Below are 18,456 nucleotides of genomic sequence, written 5' to 3' on the forward strand. Positions count from 1 at the left end.
TCATGAGCCGATCAGGGTGACGCGCAGGGCGTCGCACCTCTCCATATTTCGTTATTCAGTTTCCTTCTGAAACGAGGGTGCTGGGAAAAGCCGCCATCAATCTGTCACAAAATCCGTGCCTGTTGCCGATCAGTCACACAGACTTAGCGGCCCTTCCAGACGCCAGGCCGCTTCTCGACAAAGGCCGTCATGCCTTCCTTCTTGTCCTCGGTCGCGGTCAGGATCTGGAACATGCGCCGCTCGGTCAGCAATCCTTGGGCCAGGCCCGTCTCGAACGCGATATTCACCATTTCCTTGTTCACCATTGCGGCCATGGGCGGCATCGCGGCGATGGCGGCCGCGGTCTTGAGCGCATCGTCCAGCAGCTCGGCGGCAGGCACGATCCGGCTTACCAGGCCCGACCGTTCGGCTTCCTCAGCCCCCATCATCCGCCCGGTCAGGCACATGTCCATCGCCTTGGCCTTGCCGACCGCGCGGGTCAGGCGCTGCGACCCGCCCATGCCAGGAGCCACGCCGAGCTTGATTTCGGGCTGGCCGAATTTCGCCGTGTCCGCCGCAATGATGAAATCCGCCATCATCGCCAGTTCGCACCCACCGCCCAGCGCAAAGCCAGCGACCGCCGCGATCCACGGCTTGCGGGTGGCGACCACATGGGTCTGCCAGCCGGAAAAGAAATCCTGCAGGAAGAAATCGGCGCCGTCCTTGTCGACCATCTCCTTGATGTCCGCACCCGCCGCAAACGCCTTTTCGCTGCCGGTCAGGACCGCGCAATGCTGGGTCGGGTCGGCATCATAGGCGGCAAAAGCGGCGCTCAGGTCGCTCAGCACCTGGCCGTTGAGCGCATTCAACGCTTGCGGCCGGTTGAGCGTGATCAGCGTGACCGCGTCGCGCTGTTCGACCAGGATCGTTTCATAGGTCATTGCCATCTCCCATTATTGCGTTGCCAATCAAGACCGCATCAATTCCGATAAATCCTCCCTTGCAAGGGGAGGTGGCAGCCCGAAGGGCTGACGGAGGGGTGTCACCCTCTCGATAGCGGGACACCCCTCCGTCTGGCTGCGCCAGCCACCTCCCCTGCCAGGGAAGGATCCATTATCCACTCTGCTCTATGGACAAGCGACGCCATCCGCCACCCCCTTGCGCCCTAGCATTTCCGCCAAGCCTATCGGCACAGATGCATGAAATCCCGGTCATAGCTTTTGAGGTGCGCGCCGCCATCGACATAGAGCGTCTGCCCCGTCACCGCGGTCGCATCGGCCAAATAGAGGACAGCCTGCGCGATCTGCTCGGCCTGCGGCAATCGGCCAAGCGGCATCATCGCTTCCAGCCGGGCCATCTGGTCGGGATCATAATCGGGCGTCGCGATGGTCAGCCCCGGCGCGACCGCATTGACCCGCACCCTGGGCGCCAGCGCGTTCGCGCTCGTCTGCGTCAGTCCCGCCAGCGCGAGCTTTGACAGCGTATAGGCCAGTTGATCGCCATGCGGATGGTCGATCCGCTGATCCAGAATATTGATGATGCAGCGATCGCAGGTGCCCGCAGGAACCGTCGCGAACGCCTTGGTCAGCATCGCGGGCGCAGCGCAATTGACCGCATAATGGCGCATCAACTCATCAGCCGTCACCGTGTCGATCCGGTCCTGCCCGAACATCGCGGCGCTGTTGACCAATATGTCGGGCGGACGACCGAACCGCTCGGCCACCCGCGCGATCAATTCCTCCGCATTTTCCGGGTCGGCGAAATCGACCACGAAGCCATCCCACTCCGTGCCCTGCGCCTCCAGCGTCAGCGCCAGGTGGGAATCGAGCCGCGTATCATGGCTGCCATGGATCGCGAGCGAATGACCGGCCTTGGCCAACGCCCCGCTTATGATCCCGCCCAGCCGCCGATGCCCGCCCGTGACCAGCGCCAACCGCTTGGTCGCCAGCGGCAACGAACCGACCGGCTCCACCGAAGGCCGTGCGCTGCCCAATGGACGATAGGGACGCTCCTCTTCGATCATGAACCGATGAGCTTCAACACTTCCTCGCGCGACTTTTCATCGTCGCGGAACACGCCCAGCATCCGGCTCGTCTTCATGATGACGCCGGGCGTGCGGACGCCGCGCCCGGTCATGCAGCCATGCGTCGCCTCGATCACCACGGCCACGCCCTGAGGCTTCAAATGCTCCCAGATGCAGTTGGCGACTTCGGACGTCAGCCGTTCCTGCACCTGCAGCCGGTTGGCAAAGGCATGCAGAACCCGCGCCAGCTTGGAAATGCCGACCACATAATCGCCGGGTAGATAGGCGATATGCGCCTTGCCTACGATCGGTGCCATATGATGTTCGCAATGCGACTGGAACGGAATGTCCTTCAGCAACACGACATCGTCATATCCGCCCACCTCATGGAAGATGCGCGACAGATGATAGGCCGGGTCATCGCCATAGCCCCGGCAATATTCGCGCCACGCCCGCGCGACCCGCTCCGGCGTTTCCACCAAGCCTTCGCGTTCCGGCATGTCGCCCGACCATCGGATCAACGTGCGGATCGCATCCGCCACTTCGGACGGAACCGGCTCCTTGCCGTTGCCAACGGTTTCCGCATCGGGATCACATGCCATGAACAGCGCCACTCCTTCTTAATTGCCCCGCATATGAGGATTTGATCCTGTAATGGCCAGCCCTTTCGGGATGACTGGACATGGTATCGCACGGGTGGCAAATCGGCACCGAACGGGATCGTGAACGAACAATAATGACCTTCAAACAAATACCTCATGCGCACTGAACGGATCGCCGCCGTGCTTCTGGCCGCGGGCATGTCGTCCCGCTTTGGCGAAGATGACAAGCTGATGGCCGACCTGCGTGGCAAGCCCGTCGCGGCGCACACGTTGGAAACCGTCGCCTCCATGGCCTTTGCCGAACTGGTCGCGGTGGTCCGGCCGATCGAGGTCGCCCCGGTCCTCCACCGCAAACTGGATCGACGGGGCTACACTATCATCGTCAATGACCGCCCCGAAGACGGCATTTCGGGCAGTATCGTGCGCGCGGTCCAACATCTCATGCCGATGAACAGCGTGCGCGGCATCCTCATCTGCCTCGCCGATATGCCCGACGTGCCGCAAAGCCATTATAACCGCATCTGCCTCGCGGCCGAGGATATCCGTTCGGTCGTCGCCAGCACCGATGGCTTCTCCTCCTCGCCCCCCGCCTTCATCGGCCGCAAGCATTTCCCCGAACTGCTGCGCCTGCGCGGGGATCAGGGCGCGCGCGCCTTGCTCAGTCATGGGCTCCAGATCGACACCAGCGTCGGCATCCTCCACGATATCGACACGCCGGAGGATCTGGTGAACAGCGTACCGCCCCTGTCCGACGACTCAGCTTGACCGGGTCGGGTCGGTCATCGCATCGGCCATCTCGCGCGGATCGGGCGCGCGGCTGAGCGGCAGCGATCCGGTCTGCCGTTCCAGCATCCGATGCACCACCGGCGGCACCGGCCCGGTATGCAACGCCCATATAGCATCGCTATTGGCGATGTCGGCGACGGTCCGCCGCTGATTATGCCGCACATAATCGAGCCAGGTCGACACATGATAGCGCTCGATCCACAGTTCAGGATCGCTCAGATCCCGCATCAATGACCAGCCATGCGCCCCATCGCGCCGCCTGATCCGCCGCCGCTCGCTCATCGCGGTCAGGAACGGCACGACCGATCCCACCGGGATGCGATATTCGATCGTCACCACCACCGGCCCGCTGCGCGGTTCGACCGGCACCGCTGTATCCGGCTCCCGCCACCTATTCTGCAGGTCCAGATTATCGTCGCCAATCTGCGGCAGCGGGCGCATCAGGCCGATCAGCGCCGCCACGAACTGCACCGCCGCCGACGCATAGAGCGCCTCGACCACGCCCTGGCTTTCGGCCAGCCAGCCAAACAGCCAGGCGCCGATCGCCATCCCGCCAAAAGCGCTCATCTGATAGAGCGAAACCGACCGCGCCACCACCCATCGCGGCGCGGACATCTGCACTGACACGTTGAAGGTCGACAGCGCCGTGACCCAGCCGAATCCGGCCAGCAGATAGCCAAGCAGCGCCAGCCCCAGCCAACTGCTCATGCCGGTGATCGCGGTTCCCAGCGCCAGCATCAGCGCCGCATAGCGCACGATATGTTCGACCGACAGCCGCGCGCGCAAGTGCCGGGTCGACAGCGCGCCCGTCACCGCGCCCACCCCGAAGGCGCCGCTGGTGAGGCCAAAGGTCAGCGCGCCGCCCCCCAATATGTCGCGCGCGACCAGCGGCATCAGCGCCGACACCGCGCTCGCGCCAATACCGAACACCGCCGCGCGGAGCAGCACCAGCTGGATATTGGGCGACATCGCCACATAACGAACCCCCGCCCGCATCGCCAAGGCCAGCCGCTCGCGCGGCAATATCTTGGACGGCAGCTCCGGCTCCCAGCGAGACAGCACCACAAGCAGCCCGACATAGCTGACCGCATTGGTCAGGAACGCCGCCGCCGCGCCCGCCGTCGCGACGATGACGCCGCCCAGCGCCGGGCCGACGCTGCGCGCCAGGTTGAAGCCCATGGAATTCATCGCCACCGCGCTCGGCAAGATCGCGCGCGGCACCATGTCGCCGACCGCCGCCTGCCAGGCTGGCCCGTTGATCGCGGTGGCGCATCCCAGCGCAAAGGTGAAAGCGAGCAACAGCCAGGGCGTCATCCACCCGGCCCAGGCTGTCACCGCCAACAACGCCGACACCACCAGCATCCAGCTCTGGCAGGCGATCATCACCTTGCGCCGGTCCAGATTGTCGGCCACCGCCCCCGCCCATAGCGACAGCAGCATGATCGGCAGCGTCGTTGCCGCAGGCACCAGCGCGATCAGCATCGGCGACGCCGACAGCGAAATCATCATCCACGCCGCACCGACCGACTGGATCAGGCCGCCGAAATTGGACGCGAGGCTCGCCATCCAGATCGCGCGAAAGGTGGGGACGGAGAAGGGCGACGGCGCGGGGGGAGACTCGGCTGGTGACACGCCCTCCATGAAGCGGAATTGGACCGCAGCGTCAAACCCACAACGGGCGCAAACTGCCGCTACGTCACGGCCAGTAGGGGTAGAAAAACATATTTCCCGCTTGCACTTTACGTAAACGTAAATACATTCAGTGCCGGTATCCGATGCGCCCGGCAGGGGCGACCCACGGAGAGGAAAGCCACATGGAAGCTTATATTTACGACGCCGTCAGGACACCCCGTGGCCGGGGCAAGCCGGACGGTTCGCTGCACGAAATCACCCCCATCCAACTCGCGACCCAGGTGCTGGAAGCGATCCGCAATCGCACCGCGATCGACACCGTCGATGTCGACGACGTCATTCTGGGCTGCGTCACGCCGGTCGGTGAGCAAGGGGCGGACATCGCCCGCACCGCCGTCCTCAACGCCGATTATGCCCTCACCACGCCAGGCGTCCAGATCAACCGCTTCTGCGCCTCCGGCCTCGAAGCCGTCAACATCGCCGCGGCCAAAGTACTGTCGGGCGAAGCCCTGTTCGCCATCGGCGGCGGCGTCGAATCCATGAGCCGCGTGCCCATGGCGTCGGATGGCGGCGCGCTCGCGATGGACCCGGCGGTCGCGTACAAAACCTATTTCGCGCCCCAGGGCATTGGCGCGGACGTCATCGCCACCAAATTCGGCATCAGCCGCGACGATGCCGACGCCTATGCCGTCGAGAGCCAGAAGCGCGCCAAGATGGCGTGGGACGAGGGCCGCTTCGCCAAATCGATCGTCCCCGTTCGCGACGTGATGGGCCAGGTCGTCCTCGACCATGACGAACATATGCGTCCCGAAGCCACGATGCAGTCGCTGGGCGCGCTCAAGCCCGCCTTCACCGCGATGGGCGAGGAGATGCCAGGCTTCGACACCGTCGCCCTGCTCCGCTACCCCGAACTGGAGCGGGTCAACCATATCCACCATGCCGGCAACAGCAGCGGCATCGTCGACGGCGCGGCCGCCGTGCTGGTGGGCAACAAGGATATGGGCGACAAATATGGCATCAAACCCCGCGCCCGCATCCGCGCCATGGCCTCGATCGGCTCTGAACCGCTGATCATGCTGACCGGCCCCGAATTCGTCGCCGGCAAGCTGCTCGCCCGCGCGGGCATGACCACCGCCGACATCGACCTGTGGGAGCTCAACGAAGCCTTCGCCAGCGTCGTGTTGCGCTATATGCAGGCGATGAAGCTCGACCACAGCCAGATCAACGTCAACGGCGGCGCGATCGCCATGGGGCATCCCCTGGGCGCGACCGGCGCGATGGTGCTGGGCACCGCGCTCGACGAACTGGAACGATCGGGCAAGGGCACCGCGCTCATCAACCTGTGCGTCGGCGCAGGCATGGGCACCGGCATCATCATCGAGCGTATCTAACCCCCTTCTCCGTTCGCCCTGAGCCTGTCGAAGGGCCTTTCTTCTTGAAGAAAAGTGCAAGGCTTCGACAAGCTCAGCCCGAACGGAATTTTAGAGGCAGCATCATCATGCAGACCATCGCATTCACCACCGACGCCGACGGCATCGCCACGCTGACGATCGACGTTCCCGACCAGTCGATGAACGTCATCGGCCCGGACTTCCTGGCCGATCTCGACGCCGCCATCACCCGCATCGCGTCCGAGGACGCGATCAAAGGCGCGGTCATTGCGTCGGGCAAGGACAGCGGCTTCATGGCCGGCATGGACCTCAAATATTTCGGCTCCATGCTCGCAACCAGGGACGGCAGCCGCCCCGCGCCCGCCGCCATCTTCGACCAGGTCTTCGTCCTCAACCAACTGTTTCGTCGCCTCGAAACCTGCGGCAAGCCGGTGGCCTGCGCGATCGAGGGCACCTGCGTCGGCGGCGGTTTCGAACTCGCCCTCGCCTGCCATCGCCGCTTCGTCGGCGACAGCAGCAAAACGCAGCTTGGCCTCCCCGAAATCCTCATCGGCCTCTTCCCCGGCGGCGGCGGTTCGCAACGTCTGCCGCGCCTCATGGGCGTGCAGGCCGCGCTCATGTATATGCTGCAAGGCAAGCTGTTCCGCCCTGCCGAAGCTGCCATGCTCAAGGTGGTGGATCAGGTCGTGCCGCAGGGCACAGCGCTGGAAGCCGCGCAGGCCTGGGTAAAGGCGAACCCCACCGCCACCGCCCAGCCTTGGGACGTCAAAGGCTTCAAATTCCCCGGCGGCGTCGGTCAGTTCGACCCCGGCTTCGTCCAGACGATGGTCGGCGCGCTGCCCATGACCCTCAAGCAGACCCAGCGCAACATGAACGCGCCCGTCGCCCTGCTCTCGGCCGTCTATGAAGGCGCGCAACTCCCCTTCGACCGCGCCATCCGCATCGAAAGCAAATATTTCGCCAAGGTCGCCGCCGATCCGCAGGCAAGCAACATGATCCGCAGCCTTTTCGTCAACAAACAGGCCGCCGAACGTGGCGCGCGCCGTCCCAAGGCTGAACCCAAGGCCCCCACCATGAAGCTCGCCATGCTCGGCGCGGGCATGATGGGCGCGGGCATCGCCACCGTCGCCGCGCAGGCGGGGATGGACGTGGTCCTGTTCGATCGCGACATCGCCTATGCGGAAAAGGGCAAGGCCCATGTCGAAACGGTACTCAAGAAGCGCCTGGGCAAAGGCATGACGCCAGAGAAGATGGCGGCAACGCTCGCCCGCGTTACGCCCACCGCCGACCATGCCGATCTCGCCGGTGCGGACTTCGTGATCGAAGCGGTGTTTGAGGATGTCGCGATCAAGGCGGAAGTGACCAAACAGGTCGAAGCCATCCTCGGTCCGGATGTCATCTTCGGCTCCAACACCTCCACCCTGCCGATCACCAAGCTGGCGACCGCCTGGTCCAAGCCCGCCAACTTCATCGGCGTCCATTTCTTCTCGCCGGTCGAAAAAATGCCGCTGGTGGAAATCATCCTGGGCAAGGAAACAGGCCCGGCCGCCATTGCCAAGGCGCTCGATTTCGTCGCCCAGATCAAGAAGACACCGATCGTCGTCAATGATAGCCGTGGCTTCTACACCTCGCGCTGCTTCGGCACCTATGTGCAGGAAGGCGCGGAACTGGTCGCCGAAGGGATCAACCCGGCGCTCATCGAAAATGCCGGCAAGCAGCTTGGCATGCCGGTCGGCCCGCTTGCGGTCAGCGACGAAGTCTCGATCGAGCTGGGCTATAAGGTGATGACGGCAGCCAAGAAGGAATTGGGCGACGCCCATGTCGTGCAGCGTTCCGACGATGTCATGACGCAGATGGTCGAGCGCGACCGTCTCGGCCGCAAAAATGGCAAAGGCTGGTACGACTATCCCGAAGGCGGCAAGAAATTGCTGTGGTCGGGCATTGCCGACCTCTTCCCCCGCGCCGACGATCAGCCCGATGTCGAAGCGGTGAAGGAACGCCTCCTCTATCGCCAGCTTATCGAATGCGCCCGCTGCTATGAGGAAGGCGTGCTCGAAACGCCGGAAGATGGCGACATCGGCGCGATCTTCGGCTGGGGCTTTGCGCCTTATACCGGCGGTCCCTTTGCGCATATGGACACGGTCGGCATCGCCCATGTCGTCGCCGTGCTGGATCGGTTGCGGGCCGTCCATGGCGACCGCTTCGCCGCCACCGAGCAATTGCGCGCCATGGCCGCCACCGGCGCAACCTTCTACCAGTCGGTGCCAGACCGCGCAGCGGCATGATCGGACTGTAAATCTTAACGACGCTAAGCTACGTCTCCCCGGCAGCAGTTGGGGAGACGTTTTTCTTATGCGCGAAAAGCCGACGGTACTGGTCACGGGCGGCGCTGGCTATATCGGCAGCCATGCCGTGCTGGCGCTCAAAGATGCTGGCTATGGTGTGGTCGTGATCGACAATCTGGTCACTGGCTTCCGCTGGGCCGTCCCCGACGATGTGCCCTTCGTGCAGGGCGATATTGCCGACCAGCCGCTCGTTGAAGCGACGCTGCGCGACCATGGCATCACCGCGATCATGCATTTTGCAGGGTCCGTAGTGGTCCCGGAATCGGTCGAAAACCCGCTCAAATATTATCACAACAACAGCGCCAAGACCCGCGACCTGATCGACAGCGCGGTGCGCGTCGGCGTGCCCCATTTCATCTTTTCCTCCACCGCCGCCACCTATGGCACGCCGGACGTCGAAGCCGTGCGGGAAGACACGCCGCAACAGCCGATCAATCCCTATGGCATGTCCAAGCTGATGACCGAATATATGCTGCGCGACGTCGCGGCGGCGCATCCGATGAACTTCTGCGCGCTGCGCTATTTCAACGTCGCGGGGGCCGATCCGCAGGGGCGCACCGGCCAATCGACCGCGGGCGCGACTCATTTGATCAAGGTCGCCGTCGAAGCCGCCTTGGGCAAGCGCGAGAGCGTCGCCATCTTCGGCACCGATTTTGCCACGCCCGACGGCACGGGGGTCCGCGACTATATCCATGTCAGCGACCTTGCCGCCGCCCATGTGCTGGCACTCGAAGCGTTGATGGCGGAGCCGGATCGCAATCATCTGCTCAATTGCGGCTATGGCCGGGGCTTTTCGGTGCTGGACGTCCTCGACGCCGTGGACCGGGCCACCAACAATCCCATCCAGCGCGTCCTGGCCCCGCGCCGCGCGGGCGATCCCGCTGCGCTGATTTCGGACAATCGCGCCATCCTTGCCGCCTTCCCCTGGCAGCCGCGCTATGCCGATCTCGACCTGATCGTCGCCCATGCGCTCGCCTGGGAGCGTGCCTTGGAGACTCGGGCATGAGCGAAGCCTCGGTTCGCGCCTTCTTCGCCGCCCACGCGCCTGACGTGACGATCATCGATCAGGGCGTCAGTACCGCCACCGTATTGGAAGCCGCCGCCGCGCTCGGCGTCGAACCCGCCCGTATCGCCAAGACCCTGTCGCTGCGCGTCGGCGACCAAGTCGTGCTGGTCTGCACCCGCGGTGACGCGCGCCTCAACAATGGCAAGGCCAAGGCTGCCCTTGGCGCAAAGCCCCGCATGTTGGGCGCGGACGAGGTCGAGGCGATCACCGGCCACCCGGTAGGCGGCGTCTGTCCGTTCGGCCTGACCGCGCCACTTGCGATATATTGCGACATATCTTTGCAGGCCTTCGACACCGTCTTTCCCGCCGCCGGTTCCCGCACCACCTCGGTCGAACTCACACCCGACCGGCTCGCCGCCTTGACCGGCGGACAATGGATCGACATCTGCACCCTCCCGGAAACAGGGGACTAATTCCATGCCGACCGAACATCATTTCACCGACAGCGCCCAGGCCGCCGCCGACATCGCCGCCCGCATCGCCGCCACATTGGAACAGGCCATTGCCACGCGCGGCGTCGCGACCCTCGCCCTGTCGGGTGGCCGCTCCCCCCGCCCGGTACTCGAATCACTGTCCGCTTCGCTGTCCGATTGGAGCAAGGTCATCGTCACATTGGTCGATGAACGCTGGGTCGATCCCACCGACCCCGACAGCAATGAAAAGCTCGTCCGCGACAGCTTGCTGCAAGGGCCAGCCGCCACCGCGCGCTTCGTGCCGATGAAGAACGCCGCCGCCGACGCCTATCTCGGCCAGCTAGCGGCGGAAGCGGACTTCGCCGTCCTCCCCTGGCCGCTCGACATCATCCTGCTCGGCATGGGCGATGACGGCCACACCGCCTCGCTCTTCCCGGAGGCCAAGGAACTGGACGAAGGCCTCTCCATCTCCGCGCTGACCATCGCGGTCACGCCGCCTGCCGCCCCGCACCAGCGCCTCTCGCTCACCGCCCACGCCATTCTGTCCAGCCGCCACATCTTCCTGCAGATCAGCGGCACCGCGAAAAAAGCCGTCTATGATCGCGCCATGGCTGGCGGCCCCGTCGAGGAACTGCCGATCCGCGTCGCCCTGTGCCAGGACGCCGTGCCGGTCGATGTCTGGATCAGCCAGTAAGCCCGGCCAGTTCCACCGCGCGCGCAAACACCGCCTCGAACATCTCCGCCGTCAGTCGCCCAGTATTCTGATTATAGCGCGAGCAATGATAGCTATCGATCAGCATCCGCCCGTCTGGCATGCGATGTTCGGCCAGATGGGCAAAGCGCGCCTTGGGCAATCGTCCGCCCAACACCTTGACCGCTGACTGATGCGCGATCTGGCCGAGCGCCACGAACACCCGCGCATTGGGCAGCGCTGCAACGCCCTGCGCCAGAAACGGTCGGCACTTGTGCACTTCGTCGGGAACCGGCTTGTTCTGCGGCGGCAGGCAGCGGACCGAATTGATGATGATCGCGTCCTTCAGCACCAGCCCATCATCGACCCGCGCATCATAGACGCCCTCGCTAAGCCCAAATTTCGCCAGCGTCTCGAAGAACAATAGGCCCGAATCATCGCCGGTAAAGGGCCGCCCCGTCCGGTTCGCCCCCTGCTTGCCCGGAGCCAGCCCGATGATGCCGATCCGCGCCAGCGGGTCGCCAAAGGCCGGCACCGGCGCATTCCACCAATCGGGATGTTCGACGCGGCATTCCTCGCGCAAGGCGACAAGGCGCGGGCAGAGCGGACAGTCGCGCGGCGGTTCGGTCGGTTCAAGGGGGCTTTCCAGGATCATGGGCAGCAGATAGGCGCTGATCGATGGCCGACACAAGCACGCACATCTATGCCCTGGCGCTGGGATCGAACCGGCCTCTGTCCGCACGCCGCACGCCTGCGCGCCTACTCGACGAAGCGGTCGCGCTGATCGGTCTGCAGATGCGCGTCCTCGCGCTCGCGCCTACCATCGCAACGCCGCCCATGGGTCCATCCTCGCGCCTCTATGCCAACAGCGCGCTGCTGGTCGAAAGCCCCCTGCCCCCGCCCGCTTTGCTCGCCCTGCTCCAGTCTATCGAACACAGGCTCGGTCGCCGCCGCCATCGCCGTTGGGGGGCGCGCAGCGTCGACATCGACATCATCCTCTGGTCCGGCGGCACATGGGCCAGCCGCCTGCTCACCATCCCCCACAGCGCCTTCCGCCAGCGCGCCTTCGTCCTGACCCCACTCGTCGCGATCGCACCGCGCTGGCGCGATCCCCTTTTAGGCCTCACCATCCGCCATCTGCACGCCCGCCTGCAAAAGCACACGCGAAGAGGTTGACCATCGCGGTTCCCCCTATTAGGGCGACCTCCACCGCTAAACGGGTCCATAGCTCAGTCGGTAGAGCAACTGACTTTTAATCAGTAGGTCGCTGGTTCGAACCCAGCTGGACTCACCATTTTTCAAGAACTTAGGCGATCAGCGGTGCAGGGATGCACATCGTAGGTAACCATCTAGGTATCGAAGAATCAATTTGCCCCGATCCTTTCGAACCGGGGCGTCTGGAGGTTTGCGCCATGACCCGCAAACTCACATTGGGAGCGATTCCCGTGTTGTGGTGGTCGCAATATGGGCTGTCACGGCGTCGCGCCGGGCAACGTCGCCTGCAATCTCCTTTTGCAGCGCCAGAGGCTCGCAGTCTGCCGGGCTGAATATCCATATCCCGGAACTGGTATTGGCGTAGCGCCCGCCTGCCGCCACGAACTGGGCAAGCCACACGGCTGGATCAAAGGTGGAGTCGGTCATCGCGCTTCAGCCTCCCCGCCTGCGTCGCTGATCGGGCAGCCAGGCCCGCTCCAGAGGCACTGCAACCCACCCCCGGCCAGTTCCTCATCCTCCGCGTTGTTGGTGTCGTCGGCGTCGCCATCCTCCGCTGGATCATCGGCCTCCGCGTCCTCGCTGTCTTGCAGCAGCGCGGTGGTCTGCATTTCCGGCCCGCCACGCCGGAGGGTTCGCCGATCGCGGTTGTGCCACTCGATCCAACCGGGATCGCCCTGATCGTCCCCATCGTGGGCCTCTTGATCGTTGCCGTCCTCTAAGTCGGCATCGCCGTCCAAGAGGTCCATCAGGTCGATCGCGACAGAGACAAAGCCTTCCAATTGGCCGCGATCGAACCGGGCCAGGATGTTGGAGATTGCGGCCGGTGGCATTGGCATTGCGGCTGGGTGGTTGATGATGCCCATGTTACATTCCCCCGGTAAGGCGGCGGGCATCGGTCGAGATTAGCTTGAGCAACTCGTCGGGTATCTCAAAATCTTGATAGTGCTGGCGTAGCAGGTCGATCTTGGTTGCCACGTCCCGCCCGTTTCTCGACGGAATGCGCAGACAGATGTCCAGTTGCCGCCGAATTGCATTCAATGCCTGCCCCGAATCTTCGTCGGCCAAATCCCAATCCGGCGACGACATCAGCAGGTCGTGAACAGGGTGGCTGTCATACACGCCGGTAAGGCGGTGAAATTCGAAGATGGCCTCGGCCAGACTGTCAGCAGGCGCGCAGACTAGCATCGGCGCGGCAGTGGCGACGGCGGGCATGGCGATCAATGCGGGTAGAATGGCGAGCGAACACATTGCGTCACGCCGCGAAGTTGCTACTTCGTGCATAGTCGTAATCCCTCTTATCCAGGGGTTTCGGTTAGGAGCGAAGCAAGGGCGGCAACCCTTGCTTCGTTCTGATTTCCTGATATCAAGATATCTATGAGCCAGTCAAGCGAAGATATCAAAAAATCATCCCGTGGACGCCCCAGAGCAGACACCAGCCCGGTTATGGTTCGGATGAGCGTGGATGAGTTGGTCCGCTTAGACGCATGGATCGCTAAGCGGGGTCCGCCATTTGTCACTAGGCCAGAGGCAATCAGAACAATTCTGCGGGATACGCTAGTATGACTCCGGTCGATCGAAGCGATATTTTGGCCAAAGCTCAAGCAGAGGTCGCGCGTATTGCCATAGCGAATAACCAAGAAAATTTGGATAGATTGAGGGCCGAGTTCGAGCAGCGCGGATGGAAGCTGACCGGCACGCTAAAAAACAAGTCGTCTTTCACTTTACGCGATCCAAATGGGGCATCTATGACCGGCTTGAATCTCGCAGATGTGGGTTCTCTGTTAGTTGGAACTGCGCTTCAAGGGAAGTAACAAACAGTGGCATACAGGCCGACAAAACATGATCTAGCCTACCGCAATGCTACCGAAGGCGACGACATAGATCCGTTCGACGAGGCAATGTATTTGCGAAAAATAAGTCATGAATATTTGTCAGTTCTCGCGCATGACAATGTCGGTCCTGCAAGCACGAGTTTTAAGGCGATGATCGATGCAGAACTTGGCCGTCGAGGCTCATTGATCGCTAGGCGCGCAAACTGGATCGCCTTATCGGCAGTAGCTATATCGATAGTGGCGCTGTTTACTTAGTGGCATCAGGAATCGCTCTCTGGAGAGCCTCTTTTCTCGATTCAGGTGCCGCAAAATGCTGCACCTGAATTTTGGCACACGCCCCACTAAGGCCGGATCACGGCCCCGATCTCATCCCCCCAGTCGCGAAGGATATGGCGGGTAATGCCATCGGGGCCGATCGTCACAAGGGCCGCGCTACCGCCGATAAAAGACCCGCCTTCGAATAGATTTGCCTTCGTCCGCTGCGCCTCGATCATGGCCAGGCCATCCGTATGAGGATCGAAGCCGGTTATAGTGTCACTGGCGGTCGGATCATCATATTTGAATGGCCCGAACGGCATAAGCCCGGTGGTCCAGTAGCGGATCTGATAGAGCTTTAGAGGCTCCTGATCGCAGTTGAATCCACCGGTTTCATTGCTGATCATGAAGATCATCGGCTTAGCTTCGCGCGGGTCGTAAACGGCCGCGACAATGCCGATTTCGCATGGCGCTTGGTTGCCCCATTGCTCGCGCGTTACCCGCTCGATGTCCAGAATCACGTCGGGCAGCGCTTTCAGAACGTCGCGAGGATCGCAAAGCAACCGTTCGTTAAGCGCGGCCACCAGAAGCGCAGGAGCGATGTGCCCAGTCGCCGCTAGGGCCATCCGGCAGCCTCCGATAAGGCCATCCAGAACGATTGTCTTAGGCTCAAGGCGCAGGACCACGTTCGCATTGTCGTAAATGGCAGTGTCCGTCAGAAGATAGGCGTTCCGACCATCCTGCCAAATATTCAGTGCTGTCATGTTCAATGCTCCTGATAAAGCCCCGCGCTGGTGGCGCAGTTGTTGCGAGAGTTGCGCCAATCGTTGCTACGGTTGCGGCGAGGCTGGCATAGGTGCCGATGCTGGCAATCGTGGCGGTCGATACGCCTGCAACCGTTCCAGCAGCGCCAACGCCAGCCGCACCGAAAAGTCCGGCCCCGGCCGCCGCGCCGACACCGCTGGCGACCAAAGCGACAGCACCGGCTATCATTGCAACCTTTCGTAGCGTCCCCGACATGCAATCGTCCTTGAATGAGGCTCCCGGCAGCACCACGCCGCCGGGGTATAGGTGCGGTCTGGCGTCCGCTGCCTATTGGGAATCTGTGCCGTGTCGCGCGATTGTGCTTCTAAGGAACGGCATGAACGACCGCCCGCCCCAAGCATCGCGCTTGTCGCTATTGGGCGCACGGCGCGCCCTCATCGGTGGGGCGGTTTAGCCGCAGCCATCTTAAGCAATCTGATCGCGTTCGGGTCCAAAAGGCCCGCGCCGACACGCTTGACGCAATAGAAATGGACATAGGGCTTGTTGCTATACGGATCGCGCAGGATACGGGTGCCGATGCGATCGTTGATAAGATAACCCGCCTTGAAGTCGCCGAACGCGATCGGGGTCAGGCCCGCCGTGGCGGCGGCCATGTTCTCATCGAACTCGACCGGATAGCCCAGCAGCGTGGAAGGCTGGCCCTGAATCACGCTTTCGCGCCACAGATAATTTCCGTCGCCGTCTTTCAATTTCGCCAGCTTGGCCGCCGTCTGGCTGTTCATCAACCAGCTTGCGTTCTGCCGATATGGGGCGGTCAGCGAATAGGCGAAGTCGATCAACTCATCGAAAGTGATGGCAGTCGGACTCACTACAGTCGTGACGCTCAGGTCGCCGCCGGGATGGACGCCCGCGCCAGCGCCGCCGGTCACATAGGTCATGAGTCCCATCGGCTTGTTCGTGCCGTTGCCGCTGATAAAGGCCACGTCCTCCTGCCGCGCAAACTCGCCGTTCACTTCATTGGCCAGCCAGGTTTCCAGGTTGAAGTCCACATCGTCCAGCAGGCGTTGCGTGACCGCGACGTTCGCATAGATTTCGCCGGTGTTGAATATGAGGCTGCTCAGTGTCGGCGTGCTGGTTGCCGGGCGCGCGGCGGTTTCGCCGACCCAGCCGGACCCCCATGCTTCATTGCTCCAAACAGTCGAGAAGGCCCCAACGCCGGTTGTCTGGACCGTGGCCAGTCGCCGCATTGGGCTGGTCAGTAGGCGCGACTTGCGAATCTGACGATCCCATTCGACGGGCGCGAGATAGCCGCCATCCGAATTGGTGCCGACCGACATGGCAGCATGAATCTGCGCGCGATGGCCGGTGGCATTCAGGCCGCGCAATTCCTGTTCGGTTTCGCCATTGCGGAAATAAGCCGCGAAGGTCTTGGTATACTCCGGGTCATCGGGCCGCAGACTGCCGCCGCCGTTCAGAATGTCAGCCGCCGCTTTGACCGCGAGACTGTCCACCTCGCCCTCAAGCGCTGCGACGCGATCGTTATAACTGGCCTTGAACGTCTCAAAGGCCGGGATAAGTTTGGCAAGAACGGTTTTTGGGTCCGCCTCAGCCCTTACGCCCAACAGGCCAGATACGGCGCGCGGGAAGTGGTGCAGGTTGCTTTTCATCGTCAAATCTCCTTTTCGAGATTGACCATGCAGCGTGCCGATTTTCGTAAATACGGTTTATGCAAACTATTTCTCACGAAGGATTCGAGCGTATCGTTGCGCTAGTTTCGCCGTGACATTTCGCAGCGTGCGCCGGTCCTCGGCGGGCCAATCAGCTTCAGGCAAACGCCTCCCGCCGCGCGCCGCCGCTGCATCGGCGCGGTCAGCACGAATAAGAGCGCCGGTGTCGATTACCGGGTCCGTAGCCAACTGGTTGACAGGCGACCTCCCTATAGCGCGCAGCAGGCTTATAATGGCGTCAGCGTCATTTTCATCGATCTCGCGCAGGGCCTCCACCGCGACGGCGGCGGCAAGGCGCTGCGCCTGCGATGATATGGAACCGTGATAGGCCTGCACCGCGCGCTTTACCGCTTCCTTCTCAGAAGCAGGTCTAGCGGGGCGGCAAGCATATACGCGAAGGATGCCTGCCGGATACATCAATGCGCCTGCGCTGCCCGTGTGAGTAATTGCCGCTCCATCATGTCCAGCGCGGTGCGGATATACTCGATCGCTCCATGGGCATCGCCGCCATGCAAGTCGGTCGCCAAGTCATGCGTGCTGTAGATCGACGCTATCACAACGTCCGGGGCTTCGATCCCATGCGCCGCATACTGCCCCGCCGCGCTCCGGTTTATGCGTCGGCAAAGATCGATGGCCGTCGCTGTCTGGTCGCTGATTTCCATTTCGTTCTCCTTGGGTGTGCCTCGCGCGCGCACGCGCGGGCGAATTTCTGTGTTAGCGATTTGATCGTGGGACGGGCCGGTCATGAAGGGTGAAGTCCGCAGACTTTGCCCCGCCGGTAGCCCCTCACTCGACTGGCCATCCATCGGGCGCGATCTGGCGCTTAGGCCGGTAGGTGACGCCTCTGTCTGCCGCGTCCTTCACGTCCGCACATTCCTGACAGAGCCATTGATAATTGGAGCGGTCGCCCGTCCCGCCCTTGGCCAGTGGAATGATATGGTCGGCAATCTTACCGATCGCGGTCAGGCCCTTGGCGGTGCAATGCTCGCAAAGGATGACGGTGCGCTTCAATTCCTCGCGGATGCGTTGATGCTCTCGCCCATATCCGCGCTGGGCAGTAGTCTTGCCGCCGTGATCCCATTGCTTACGCATTGCCGAAAAACTCATCAGGCTCCGGCTCATCATCGCGCATGGTGGTGCGCGATCGATCGACCGGCGTAGCGCCCAACTTGGACAGGACGGCGCTATAGGTTTGCAGCACATTGATCCCCGCTTCGCCGCCCTGCTGAAACCGGGCGCGCAGGATACAAGCGATCTCGACCAGCGACCTATCGCTGGCGACCAGCCAAGGGATTTCAGCTTTGAAGCAATCCCACGCCTTGCGCTGGGCATCGTCCAGGAAGGCCGTGGGTTCGCCCAGCGGCGCGACGGTCGGGTCATTGCGCCCTGCGAAGCGGGACGGGTTGCGGGACGCCGTGCCGGTGACAGCGGCCTTCGCGTTCGGGGTGCGGTTTCTCATCGATCCTCCTATGATCTCAATCGTGGCTATGTGCGTTCTTGAACGGGGCGGTCCCCTAGGGCTCGGCCCTCCAGAGCTTCGATCACCCCCCCCACCGGTGCGCAGTGCGCAGACAATCAAACACCCGCACCCCGCGCACCTTCGGGCACAAGTCGCGGAATTGCTGGCGTTGGGCCGGTTCGCAGCGGTGCGCAGAATGAAAAGTGCGCACTGAAAATTCATAGCGCAGGAAAAAATCCGCGCGTGCGAACGGAGCCGGTTGGCAGGCATGGGGT

Annotated in this window: 22 protein-coding genes and 1 tRNA gene; 9 read left to right on the plus strand and 14 right to left on the minus strand. The window is 62.9% G+C overall.

The genetic code is table 11. The annotated features are described in order from the left end of the window. Positions 1-143: 143 nt before the first annotated feature. The 3 genes from ACZ2HM_RS06445 to folE form a co-directional block, all read right to left on the minus strand. Positions 144-920, minus strand: coding sequence for an enoyl-CoA hydratase-related protein (locus tag ACZ2HM_RS06445; RefSeq protein ID WP_037480527.1), 777 nt, complete (start codon positions 918-920; stop codon positions 144-146). Positions 921-1,162: 242 nt separating this feature from the next. Then, positions 1,163-2,002 carry an SDR family oxidoreductase gene (locus ACZ2HM_RS06450; protein WP_037479765.1) on the minus strand — a complete coding sequence of 280 codons (840 nt, stop codon included), beginning with the start codon at positions 2,000-2,002 and terminating at the stop codon, positions 1,163-1,165. Beyond that, positions 1,999-2,604 (minus strand): GTP cyclohydrolase I FolE, encoded by a 606-nt coding sequence (folE, locus tag ACZ2HM_RS06455; protein WP_037480530.1) that lies wholly within the window; start codon positions 2,602-2,604, stop codon positions 1,999-2,001. Before folE ends, ACZ2HM_RS06450 begins: the two co-directional genes overlap by 4 nt. A gap of 156 nt (positions 2,605-2,760) precedes the next feature. Here folE and ACZ2HM_RS06460 point away from each other — a divergent pair, with 156 nt between their 5' ends. Further along, positions 2,761-3,369, plus strand: a complete 609-nt coding sequence (locus tag ACZ2HM_RS06460) for a nucleotidyltransferase family protein (protein ID WP_037479767.1) — start codon at positions 2,761-2,763, stop codon at positions 3,367-3,369. Here the strand turns inward: ACZ2HM_RS06460 and ACZ2HM_RS06465 are convergent. After that, on the minus strand, positions 3,361-5,031 hold the full coding sequence (locus ACZ2HM_RS06465; protein WP_037479769.1) for an MFS transporter: 1,671 nt from the start codon (positions 5,029-5,031) through the stop codon (positions 3,361-3,363). The two genes, ACZ2HM_RS06460 and ACZ2HM_RS06465, sit on opposite strands and share 9 nt — an antisense overlap. Before the next feature lie 173 nt (positions 5,032-5,204). Between ACZ2HM_RS06465 and ACZ2HM_RS06470 the strand changes: the two genes are divergently transcribed. The 5 genes from ACZ2HM_RS06470 (at position 5,205) to pgl (ending at position 10,931) form a co-directional block, all read left to right on the plus strand. Further along, positions 5,205-6,413 (plus strand): acetyl-CoA C-acetyltransferase, encoded by a 1,209-nt coding sequence (locus ACZ2HM_RS06470; protein WP_470426540.1) that lies wholly within the window; start codon positions 5,205-5,207, stop codon positions 6,411-6,413. A 107-nt stretch (positions 6,414-6,520) separates the two neighbouring features. Further along, a complete protein-coding gene (locus tag ACZ2HM_RS06475; RefSeq protein WP_470426541.1) occupies positions 6,521-8,698 on the plus strand; it encodes a 3-hydroxyacyl-CoA dehydrogenase NAD-binding domain-containing protein in 2,178 nt (725 codons plus the stop codon). Positions 8,699-8,765: 67 nt separating this feature from the next. Further along, positions 8,766-9,764, plus strand: coding sequence for a UDP-glucose 4-epimerase GalE (galE, locus tag ACZ2HM_RS06480; RefSeq protein WP_470426542.1), 999 nt, complete (start codon positions 8,766-8,768; stop codon positions 9,762-9,764). After that, positions 9,761-10,237 (plus strand): YbaK/EbsC family protein, encoded by a 477-nt coding sequence (locus ACZ2HM_RS06485; protein ID WP_470426543.1) that lies wholly within the window; start codon positions 9,761-9,763, stop codon positions 10,235-10,237. The genes galE and ACZ2HM_RS06485 overlap by 4 nt, the downstream gene beginning before the upstream one ends. A 4-nt stretch (positions 10,238-10,241) precedes the next feature. Further along, positions 10,242-10,931 carry a 6-phosphogluconolactonase gene (gene pgl, locus ACZ2HM_RS06490; RefSeq protein WP_470426544.1) on the plus strand — a complete coding sequence of 230 codons (690 nt, stop codon included), beginning with the start codon at positions 10,242-10,244 and terminating at the stop codon, positions 10,929-10,931. Here pgl and ACZ2HM_RS06495 read toward each other — a convergent pair. Further along, positions 10,921-11,583, minus strand: coding sequence for a uracil-DNA glycosylase (locus ACZ2HM_RS06495; RefSeq protein ID WP_470426805.1), 663 nt, complete (start codon positions 11,581-11,583; stop codon positions 10,921-10,923). The genes pgl and ACZ2HM_RS06495 overlap by 11 nt on opposite strands. A gap of 23 nt (positions 11,584-11,606) precedes the next feature. Here ACZ2HM_RS06495 and folK point away from each other — a divergent pair, with 23 nt between their 5' ends. Further along, positions 11,607-12,104, plus strand: a complete 498-nt coding sequence (gene folK, locus ACZ2HM_RS06500) for a 2-amino-4-hydroxy-6-hydroxymethyldihydropteridine diphosphokinase (protein WP_470426545.1) — start codon at positions 11,607-11,609, stop codon at positions 12,102-12,104. Positions 12,105-12,146: 42 nt separating this feature from the next. Beyond that, positions 12,147-12,222: transfer RNA gene (locus ACZ2HM_RS06505), tRNA-Lys, on the plus strand. Positions 12,223-12,353: 131 nt separating this feature from the next. Here ACZ2HM_RS06505 and ACZ2HM_RS06510 read toward each other — a convergent pair. From ACZ2HM_RS06510 to ACZ2HM_RS06520, 3 genes are read right to left on the minus strand one after another with little or no spacing between them, the layout of a single operon-like run. Next, positions 12,354-12,569 carry a hypothetical protein gene (locus ACZ2HM_RS06510; RefSeq protein WP_470426546.1) on the minus strand — a complete coding sequence of 72 codons (216 nt, stop codon included), beginning with the start codon at positions 12,567-12,569 and terminating at the stop codon, positions 12,354-12,356. Further along, positions 12,566-13,006, minus strand: a complete 441-nt coding sequence (locus tag ACZ2HM_RS06515) for a hypothetical protein (RefSeq protein ID WP_470426547.1) — start codon at positions 13,004-13,006, stop codon at positions 12,566-12,568. The genes ACZ2HM_RS06510 and ACZ2HM_RS06515 overlap by 4 nt, the downstream gene beginning before the upstream one ends. A gap of 1 nt (position 13,007) precedes the next feature. Beyond that, on the minus strand, positions 13,008-13,424 hold the full coding sequence (locus ACZ2HM_RS06520) for a hypothetical protein (protein WP_470426548.1): 417 nt from the start codon (positions 13,422-13,424) through the stop codon (positions 13,008-13,010). A gap of 278 nt (positions 13,425-13,702) precedes the next feature. On the opposite strand from ACZ2HM_RS06520, the gene ACZ2HM_RS06525 reads away from it, so the two are divergent. Further along, positions 13,703-13,954, plus strand: a complete 252-nt coding sequence (locus ACZ2HM_RS06525; RefSeq protein WP_470426549.1) for a hypothetical protein — start codon at positions 13,703-13,705, stop codon at positions 13,952-13,954. Between the two features lie 362 nt (positions 13,955-14,316). Here ACZ2HM_RS06525 and ACZ2HM_RS06530 read toward each other — a convergent pair whose 3' ends face one another. The 6 genes from ACZ2HM_RS06530 to ACZ2HM_RS06555 form a co-directional block, all read right to left on the minus strand. Next, a complete protein-coding gene (locus ACZ2HM_RS06530) occupies positions 14,317-15,054 on the minus strand; it encodes a hypothetical protein (RefSeq protein ID WP_470426550.1) in 738 nt (245 codons plus the stop codon). A gap of 375 nt (positions 15,055-15,429) precedes the next feature. Then, the gene (locus tag ACZ2HM_RS06535) at positions 15,430-16,662 is read right to left on the minus strand and encodes a phage major capsid protein (RefSeq protein WP_470426551.1); all 1,233 of its coding nucleotides are present in this window, start codon (positions 16,660-16,662) and stop codon (positions 15,430-15,432) included. Positions 16,663-16,728: 66 nt separating this feature from the next. Continuing rightward, positions 16,729-17,139, minus strand: a complete 411-nt coding sequence (locus tag ACZ2HM_RS06540; RefSeq protein WP_470426552.1) for a hypothetical protein — start codon at positions 17,137-17,139, stop codon at positions 16,729-16,731. Beyond that, positions 17,139-17,384, minus strand: coding sequence for a hypothetical protein (locus tag ACZ2HM_RS06545; protein WP_470426553.1), 246 nt, complete (start codon positions 17,382-17,384; stop codon positions 17,139-17,141). The genes ACZ2HM_RS06540 and ACZ2HM_RS06545 overlap by 1 nt, the downstream gene beginning before the upstream one ends. A 124-nt stretch (positions 17,385-17,508) precedes the next feature. Then, complete coding sequence (locus tag ACZ2HM_RS06550) at positions 17,509-17,814, minus strand: HNH endonuclease (protein ID WP_470426554.1); 306 nt, start codon at positions 17,812-17,814, stop codon at positions 17,509-17,511. Beyond that, complete coding sequence (locus ACZ2HM_RS06555) at positions 17,807-18,181, minus strand: hypothetical protein (protein ID WP_470426555.1); 375 nt, start codon at positions 18,179-18,181, stop codon at positions 17,807-17,809. Before ACZ2HM_RS06555 ends, ACZ2HM_RS06550 begins: the two co-directional genes overlap by 8 nt. Between the last annotated feature and the right edge of the window lie 275 nt (positions 18,182-18,456).

It is taken from the genome of Sphingobium sp. KKT206 (assembly GCF_055640555.1).